6 protein-coding genes are annotated in these 7793 nt (G+C 74.9%); 2 read left to right on the forward strand and 4 right to left on the reverse strand.

Going from position 1 to position 7793, the window contains the following annotated elements:
• The 4 genes from ABD323_RS38035 to mptB all read right to left on the reverse strand — a co-directional run.
• The coding region (locus ABD323_RS38035) for an NAD(P)H-binding protein (RefSeq protein WP_344446675.1) at positions 1–294 on the reverse strand (294 nt) is incomplete at its 3' end.
• A 181-nt stretch (positions 295–475) separates the two neighbouring features.
• Entirely contained in the window at positions 476–2602 is a 2127-nt protein-coding gene (locus ABD323_RS38040) for an alpha-galactosidase (RefSeq protein WP_344446676.1), read from the reverse strand.
• Between the two features lie 333 nt (positions 2603–2935).
• A complete protein-coding gene (locus tag ABD323_RS38045) occupies positions 2936–4186 on the reverse strand; it encodes a glycosyltransferase family 87 protein (RefSeq protein ID WP_344446677.1) in 1251 nt (416 codons plus the stop codon).
• The gene (gene mptB / locus ABD323_RS38050; protein WP_344446678.1) at positions 4183–5670 is read right to left on the reverse strand and encodes a polyprenol phosphomannose-dependent alpha 1,6 mannosyltransferase MptB; all 1488 of its coding nucleotides are present in this window, start codon (positions 5668–5670) and stop codon (positions 4183–4185) included. The genes ABD323_RS38045 and mptB overlap by 4 nt, the downstream gene beginning before the upstream one ends.
• 233 nt (positions 5671–5903) lie before the next feature.
• On the opposite strand from mptB, the gene ABD323_RS38055 reads away from it, so the two are divergent.
• Both ABD323_RS38055 and ABD323_RS38060 read left to right on the forward strand, forming a co-directional pair.
• Complete coding sequence (locus tag ABD323_RS38055) at positions 5904–6761, forward strand: GNAT family N-acetyltransferase (protein ID WP_344446679.1); 858 nt, start codon at positions 5904–5906, stop codon at positions 6759–6761.
• A 91-nt stretch (positions 6762–6852) separates the two neighbouring features.
• Positions 6853–7793, forward strand: a 941-nt coding sequence (locus ABD323_RS38060; RefSeq protein ID WP_344446680.1) for a lysophospholipid acyltransferase family protein, incomplete at its 3' end; no start/stop codon positions are given.

Below are 7793 nucleotides of genomic sequence, written 5' to 3' on the forward strand. Positions count from 1 at the left end.
CGCCCCCAGCAGCGCCCCCGCCGCCCCCCCCAGGGTGTCCTTGCGCGCGGCCCCGCTGCCCGCGCCGGCCCCGGCGGCGAAGACCACCGCGTCGGCGCCGTCCAGGATCTCGGTCACCTCGGCCGGCGCCGCGGACTCCAGGTCGATGACCGCCGACTCGGCCCCGTGCTCGCGCAGGTCCGCCGCCTGCTCGGCCCGCCGGATCAGGCCGACCGGCTGTTCCCCGCGTGCCGCCAGCAGCCGTTCGAGCTGCAGCGCGATCTGACCGTGCCCACCGGCGATGACGATTCGCATGCCCGCCACGCTACCCGCCGGGGCCGGGCGCGCCGGGGAGCCGGCGCCGCGGCGCGCGGTGACCGGTGCAGCCCGGCGCGCGGTGGCCGGTGTGGCCCGGCACGGGCGGCGGGCGGCGGTCGCGGTGGTGGGCCGCGACCACCGCCCGGTCGCGTGGCGGTCGGTCAGGTCGGGACGGTGGTCAGGACAGCACGCTCCAGGCCTGGCCCGGCGCGGCCGCGTTGGCCGCGTTGGTGACCGTCGCGGTGCCCGCCGCCGTACCGGAGGTGTCGAGCACCAGGCCGGTGGCGACGTTGCTGATGGTCAGCGCGCCGGTCGAACTGTTCTGCACCACCCGCCACTCCTGCCAGGGGTTGCCCGGGGAGTAGGTGAGCAGGTAGGCGCTGTTGCCGGCGGCGGTACCCGCCGCCAGCACGGTGGAGACCTGGGTGCCGGTGTTGCAGTTGTCGCTGATCCGCACCGTGCCGTCGGGGTTGGTGGCGAAGGTCCACTGCTCGGAGGTGTGGGTGGGCCACCAGGTGTTGATGTCCGCGACCACCCCGACCGGGGAGCTGCAGGTGCCCGAGACCTCCAGCACCTGGCCGCCGGTGCCGCCGGCGCTGATGCTGTGGTAGTTGCCGTCACCGACGACGGTCGCGGGCACGGTGGTGGGCAGCGGGGTCAGCCGGTACATCGCGACCGAGTGCGCGGCGACCCAGTTGCCGCCGACGGTGCCGGTGAACTGGCCGGTGGCGCCGGTCCACAGCTCCTTGTAGCTGTAGCCGGGGGCGGTCAGGCCCAGCGCGCCGAGGCTGGTGGAGATCATCGCCCAGTTGCCCGGGTCCTGGTTGACCAGCAGCACGGCGGTGTCACCGCCCGCCAGTTGGCGCTTGAGCACCACGGGCGCGGTCTGCGAGGCGGGGGCGCCGCCGACCAGGGTGGCGGGCTTGGCCAGGGCGTCCTGGTCGACCGCGATGACGTCGCGGTTCTTGTACACGGCCAGGCTGTTCGCGTTGATGCCGGTGCTCCAGTTGACGCCGTTCCAGCTGTGCTGGCTGTCGGCGGCGCTGCGCAGGTCGGCCCCGGAGATCAGCGGGGAGGCCATCATCGACAGGATCGACATCTCGGTGCGCGACTCGTCGTCGGTGAACGACTTGGAGCTGATGTTGTTGTCGGTGACGCCGTACACGCCGTAGGGGTCGTTCCAGCCGGTGAACATCATGTCCATGTCGTTCCAGCTGCCCGGGCGCACGTTGGCCGAGGACTGCAGGGCGGTCTGCAACTGCTGGCCGTACAGGACGCCGCTGAGCTCGCTGTCGCGGTCGCCGCCGATCCGGCAGAGGTTGGCGACCTGCCCGCACCAGGTGGCCGTGGGCGCGTAGCCGGGGGCCTGGAACGCCGGGGTGCCGGCGGCCAGGATCACCGGGTCGGTGCGCGCCGGGTCGTTCGCGTTCAGCAGGTACGGCACGCCGGTGTGCACCGGCTGGGCGGAGACGCTCAGCGTCACCCGCGGGCGGCCCTGGGCCGCGGAGGCCGCGTCCAGCGCCCGCTGGAAGGTCTGCACCCGGGCGTACATCGACTGGGTGAGCTCCTTGCCCTCACCCTGCGTGTAGTAATTGTGCCCGTCGGGGCCGATGACCTGCGGGCCGTAGGGGCAGTCGTCGTACTTGACGTAGTCCACGCCCCAGGAGACGAAGTCGGTGGCGTCGGTGGCCTCGTGGCCCAGGCTGCCGGGGTGGCCCTGGCAGGTGGTGTACGTGTCGGTGCCGTAGAGGCCGAACTTCATGCCCTTGCTGTGGGCGTACCACGCCAGGTACTGGATGCCGTTCACGCTCTGGCCGTTGACCGTCTGGGACGGGTAGGAGGCGTTCGGGACCAGGTGGCCCGTGGTCGGGTCGTTGCCGGTGCCGTCGGCGCCCAGGACCGGGTTGCCGTTGTCGTCGTAGAGCTGCATCGCGTTGTAGGCGTTCTTCACCAGGTCGCCGCTCTGGCCGCTGCGGTGCGAGAGCGACCAGCCGTCGTCGATGGTGACCGTGTTGTAGCCGGCCGCGACCAGGCCGTTCGCCGACATGAAGTCGATGGTCTGCTTGACCTGCTGCTCGGTGACGCCGGTCCCCAGCGAGTTCCAGGAGTTCCAGCCCATCGGCGGGGTGAGGGCGGTGCCGTTGTCGAGCGCCACGGCCGGCGTCGCCGCCACCAGGGCGCCGGCCCCGGCGACGGCGGTGAGCCCGGGGGCGGCCAGCGCCAGCGTCAGCAGGACGCTCGGCAGGCGGCGGTGCGGTCTTCTCGGACTTCTCGGACTTCTCGGGCGTCTCGGAACTGAAGGCATGGCGGCGACTCCGCTGGAGGTGGGGGTGATGCCGTGGGGGCGGCGCGAACCGAACAGAACCGCACAGGTGCGTGGTGGCGCAGCAGCGGCGCCACCACGGCCCGTATCGGGGCCTGTCCGATGGGTTGTCGTCTGCCGCAGTGTAATTGCACATGCGACATGCCACTAGACCCCGCGCGTGATCCGTGTTGACTGTTGGCGCATTATGTTGACGCCCGGGGGCCGGGCGCGCCCGACGCACGAACACCGCTGCCCGCCACGCGCGGTGCGCGGGCGGGCAGCGGGTCGGGTCGGGTCGGGTCGGGTCGAGGCGACGGCCGGGGCGGGTGGCGGTCAGCCGGAGCCCACCGAGGCGGGGCTGGGGAGCTGTGCGGGGAGCGCGGCGTCCGCCGCCGGCGGGAGCGGGGGCGTCGGGGCCGGCTCGGTCACCCGGTCGCCGGCCGGCAGGCCGAAGAGCAGGGCCAGGCTGATCAGCAGGTAGGCGTTGCTGCCGAAGAACCCGCTCAGACCGTGCTGACCACCGGTCTCGCCCGGCCACAGCCAGACCACCCCGCTGGTCAGCACCACGTAGGCGGCACCCGCCGCCGTCAGCAGCCGCCGGCGCCGGGCCCGGTCGGTCGAACGCAGCCCGGCGTCCGCGAGCAGCAGCAGCGCGGGCAGCGTCCAGACCAGGTGGTGCACCCAGGTGATCGGACTGACCAGGCAGGAGGCCAGACCGGTCAGGGCGAACCCGGTCCGCTGGTCGCCGCGGCGCGCGGCCCGGTAGGCCCGGACCGCCCAGACCCCGAGCACGACCAGCACGCCCGCGACCCAGGCGATCCGGCTCGGCGCGGACGGCGCGAAGCGGGCGACCATGCCCTGCAGCGACTGGTTGGAGACGTAGGCCAGCGCGCCCACCCGGTGGGTGTCCCAGAGCGCGTCGGTCCAGAAGAACCGGGACGCCTGCGGCGCCGCCAGGTGGCCCACGGCGGTGGCCACCAGCGCGGTCACCGTCGCCGTCAGCGCGCTGCGCCGGCGGGTGATCGCCAGGTAACCGATGAAGATCAGCGGGGTGAGCTTGAGCGCCGCCGCCAGCCCGATCCCGATGCCCGCGAACCGGCCGCGCCCGTGCGTGAGTTGGCGGAAGTCGGCGAAGACCAGGCCCATCAGCAGCAGGTTGATCTGGCCGAAGCTCACCGTGTCGCGCACCGGGTTGAGGATCGCGAACAGGCAGGCCGCGATCCCGAACGAGAACCAGCGGTTCCAGCCCTGCCGGCGCGCGATCGGGTCGAAGAGCCAGTACAGCAGGGCGGCGCTCGCCAGCGTGCTGACCGCCACGTCGATCGCGATGGCGGTGTGCCAGCCGACCAGCGTCAGCGGCAGCATGCAGAGCGCCGCGAACGGCGGATACGTGAAGCCGTACATCGTGCCGGGGCGCCGGTACTCGTAGATCTGCCCACCGTGCGCCCAGTGCTGGACGGTCTCGTAGTAGACACCCACGTCGAACCAGCCGCGGTGGCCGGGTATCACGGCGAGGAACACCGCGGTCGCCACGACCAGACCGAGCAGGATCAGCGCTCGGCCGAGGGTACTGCGAGGGGTCACCACAAATGCTCCGCACTATCGGCTACTTGATCGGATGACGTCGGCCCGGCGGCCGCCGTGCCGGGAACCGGCCGCCCCGGGACGAGGCGTCCCGGCCAGCGTCCCGTTCCCAGCCGAAGGCAGCACAGTAGCGCCAACGCGATGGCGCCACCCGCCAGGGCGATCACCAACTCCTCGCGGTTCGGCGTGAAACCGTCCGGGACGACGGCCACGGCGAGCAGTCCGCTGACCGCCGGCGCCCAGCGGCGCACCCGTCCGTCGGGCGCGGCGGCGGCTATCAGGACCACGCCCCACAGCGCGTACCAGGGCCGGATCGCCGGCCCGAACGCGACCACCGCGGCCAGGCCCAGCCCCAACGCGTAGACCACGCCCAGCTCCCGGCGCCGGACCCGGGCGGCCAGGTAGGCCACCGAGGTCGCGGCGGCCGCCAGGCCCAGCCAGCGCCAGGCGGTGACGGCCGACTGCGCGAGGGCGGGCCGGTAGGGCTCCAGGACGGCGGCGGTGGCCCGGCCGATCGCGCTGGTCAGCGACCAACTCTCGGCCGAGACGGGGACGGTGAGCGCGCTGATCCAGCCGTAGCCGGTCCCGATCACCGCCGTCACCGTCACCGTGGTCAGCAGTGCCACCGCGCCGGTGGCCAGCGCCGCCCGTACCAGCCGGTGACGGCCGGTCAGCTGGTCGTACCAGAGCAGCACGACCACCGGCAGCCCCAGCGCCGCCGGCGCCTTCACCAGCGCCGCCAGCGTGACCAGGACGGCCGCCCAGGCCGGGTGCCGGCGGCGCGCCGCGACCAGACCGGCCACCAGCAGGGCCAGCAGCACGGCGTCGTTGTGCGCACCGGCCACCAGGTGGAAGAGCAGCAGCGGGTTGAGCGCGCCGAGCCAGAGCGCGGCCGCGGGATCGGCCCCGCAGACCCGGGCCAGCCGGGGCAGCAGCACCGCCAGCAGGCCGATCCCGACCAGCGCCACCAGCCGCAGGCCGAGCACGCCCGCGTGCACCCCCGTGCCCACCAGGCGCTCGGTGATGCCCGACAGGGCCAGGAAGACCGGACCGTAGGGCGCCGGGGTCTGCTGCCAGACGCCGGGCACCTGCAGCGCCAGCGGCCCGCCCAGCGCGGCGGGGCCGTGCGTGTAGACGTCGATGCCGCCGTCCACCAGCGCGCCCTGCGCGAGGTAGCTGTAGACGTCCCGGCTGAACAGCGGCGGCCCCAGCACCAGCGGCGCGGCCCACCACCCCAGGGTGTGCAGCAGCCAGCGCGGGCTCGGTGCCCGCCCGGACCGGATCGCCTGGCCCAGCTGGAGCCAGGCCGCGACCAGCAGGACCATGCCGAAGCAGGCCAGGAAGAGGCCGAGGTCGGCGTGGGCGCGCGGCGGCCCGACCGGCAGCGCGCCGGAGGCCAGGCCACCCGTCGCGAGTGTCGCCGAACCCACCAGCCCCAGTTTTCGGCATTGGCGAGGGTCGGCGGCCACGCCCCAGAACGGCATGCCGGGAACGGTGACAGGGCGTCATGGCCGGGAGGCGAAGCCTCCTCGACCACCGCGTGACCAGCAGGCGGCCGGTTGCGGTACCGGACAGCCATTCAGCGGGTGCACATCTCAACTCCGTCGGCTGGTCACTTCACCGCCAGCCGGCTCGGCCACACATACAGCAGCGACACAGCATGCGCCCGACGACCACCGGACCGAGCCTGCGCCCTGACCTCCACGGAGAGTTCGCCATGACCGTTGCTTCGATCCGCACCGCGCCCGTCCCCGCCCAGCCGACCACGCCGCGGCCCGTCGCGGCGCGGCCGGCCTCCCTCCCGCCGACCGCACCGCAGCAGCCGGGCCCGCTCCCGGTGAGCCCGCTGCCGCGCTACCGCCTCGCCTTCGCCACCGACAGCGCGGACGTCGCCGCCGCCCAGCGGCTGCGCCACCGGGTGTTCGCCGAGGAGATGGGCGCGGTGCTCGACACCCCGGTGCCCGGCCTGGACGTCGACCCGCTGGACGACTACTGCGACCACCTGCTGATCCGCGAGCAGGAGAGCGGCACGGTGGTGGGCACCTACCGCCTGCTCCGCCCGGCCCAGGCCCGACGGGCGGGCCGGCTCTACTCCGACTCCGAGTTCGACCTGACGCGCATCGCCGACCTGCGCGGGGACCTGGTCGAGGTCGGCCGCTCCTGCATCCACCCCGACCACCGCGGCGACGGCTCGGTCATCAACCTGATGTGGGGCGGCATCGCCCGCTACCTGACCGAGGGCGGCAACACCTGGATCGCGGGCTGCTGCTCGGTCCCGCTGGCCGACGGCGGGGCCACCGCGGCGGGGGTCTGGAACACCGTGGCGGCGCGCCACCTGGCTCCCGAGGAGTACCGGGTGACGCCGCACCGCCCCTGGGACCCCACCGGTGTCACGGCCCCCGACCGGACCCCGGTGCCGCCGCTGCTGCGCGGGTACCTGCGGCTCGGCGCCTGGGTCGCCGGGCCGCCCGCGTACGACGCCGACTTCGGCGTGGCGGACCTGTTCGTGCTGCTCTCGCTGCAGCGGACGGACCCGCGCTACCTGCGCCACTTCCTGTCCGGGGTCGGGGCGTGAGCGGGCGCCCGGCGGGCACCGGCGCCGTCGCCGGGCGCGGGGTCGGCGACCGGTCGGGCACCGGGTCGGGCCGGCGCCGCGGGCCGGGCCGATGAGCGGCTGGCTGCCGACCGCGCCCTGCACGCCCGAGGCCTGCGTGCCCCCGCCGGACCCGGTGGTGGGCCTCGCCCGTCGCCTGCTGCGCACGGTGGTCTGCGCCGGCGTGCTGGTCGCCGGCATCACGCTGGCTCCGCTGGTGCGCAGCCGCAGCCGCCGGGTGGCGCGCCTGCTGGTCCGGGCCTGGGCCCGCCTGCTGGTCGCCTCGCTCGGCGTCCGGCTGCGGTCCACGGCCCTGCGCACCACCGCCCTGCGCTCCGGCGGTCCGGCGCTGCTGGTGGTCAACCACGTGTCGTGGCTGGACATCCTGCTGGTCGCCGCGGTCTGCCCGGGCCGGATGCTGGCCAAGACCGAGGTCCGGGCGTGGCCGGCCGTGGGGCCGCTGGCCGCCTGGGGCGGCACCCTCTTCATCGACCGCGACCGGCTGCGCGCGCTGCCGGGCACGGTCGACCAGGTGGCCGCGGCGCTGCGCCGGGGCGAACGGGTGGTGGTCTTCCCGGAGGGCAGTACCTGGTGCGGGCGCGGCGGCGGCCGCTTCCGGCCGGCCCTCTTCCAGGCCGCGATCGGCGCCGGCGCACCGGTGGAGCCGGTGGCCCTCCGCTACCGCCGGACGGACGGGCAGCCGACCAGCGCCCCGGCGTTCGTGGGCGACGACGACCTGATCTCCTCACTGCGCCGGGTGATCGCCCAGCGCGGTCTGGTGGCCGAGGTGGTCCTGCCGCCGGCGATCGCCCCCGGCGCCCACCCCGCGCGCCGCCCGCTGGCCCGGGCGGCGCAGGCGGGGGTCGACCGTCACCGCTTCGCCGGACTGGACGGCTGCCCGAACTGCCGCGCCACGGACCGCGCGAGCACCGCCCGTCCGCTGCCCGCCGCACTCCCGCTCGCCGCCCCGGCCCGGGCCGCCTGGTGCGCCGGGCCCTGGGGGGGCCGCACCGG

Source organism: Kitasatospora nipponensis (assembly GCF_039528135.1).
GTDB lineage: Bacteria > Actinomycetota > Actinomycetes > Streptomycetales > Streptomycetaceae > Kitasatospora > Kitasatospora nipponensis.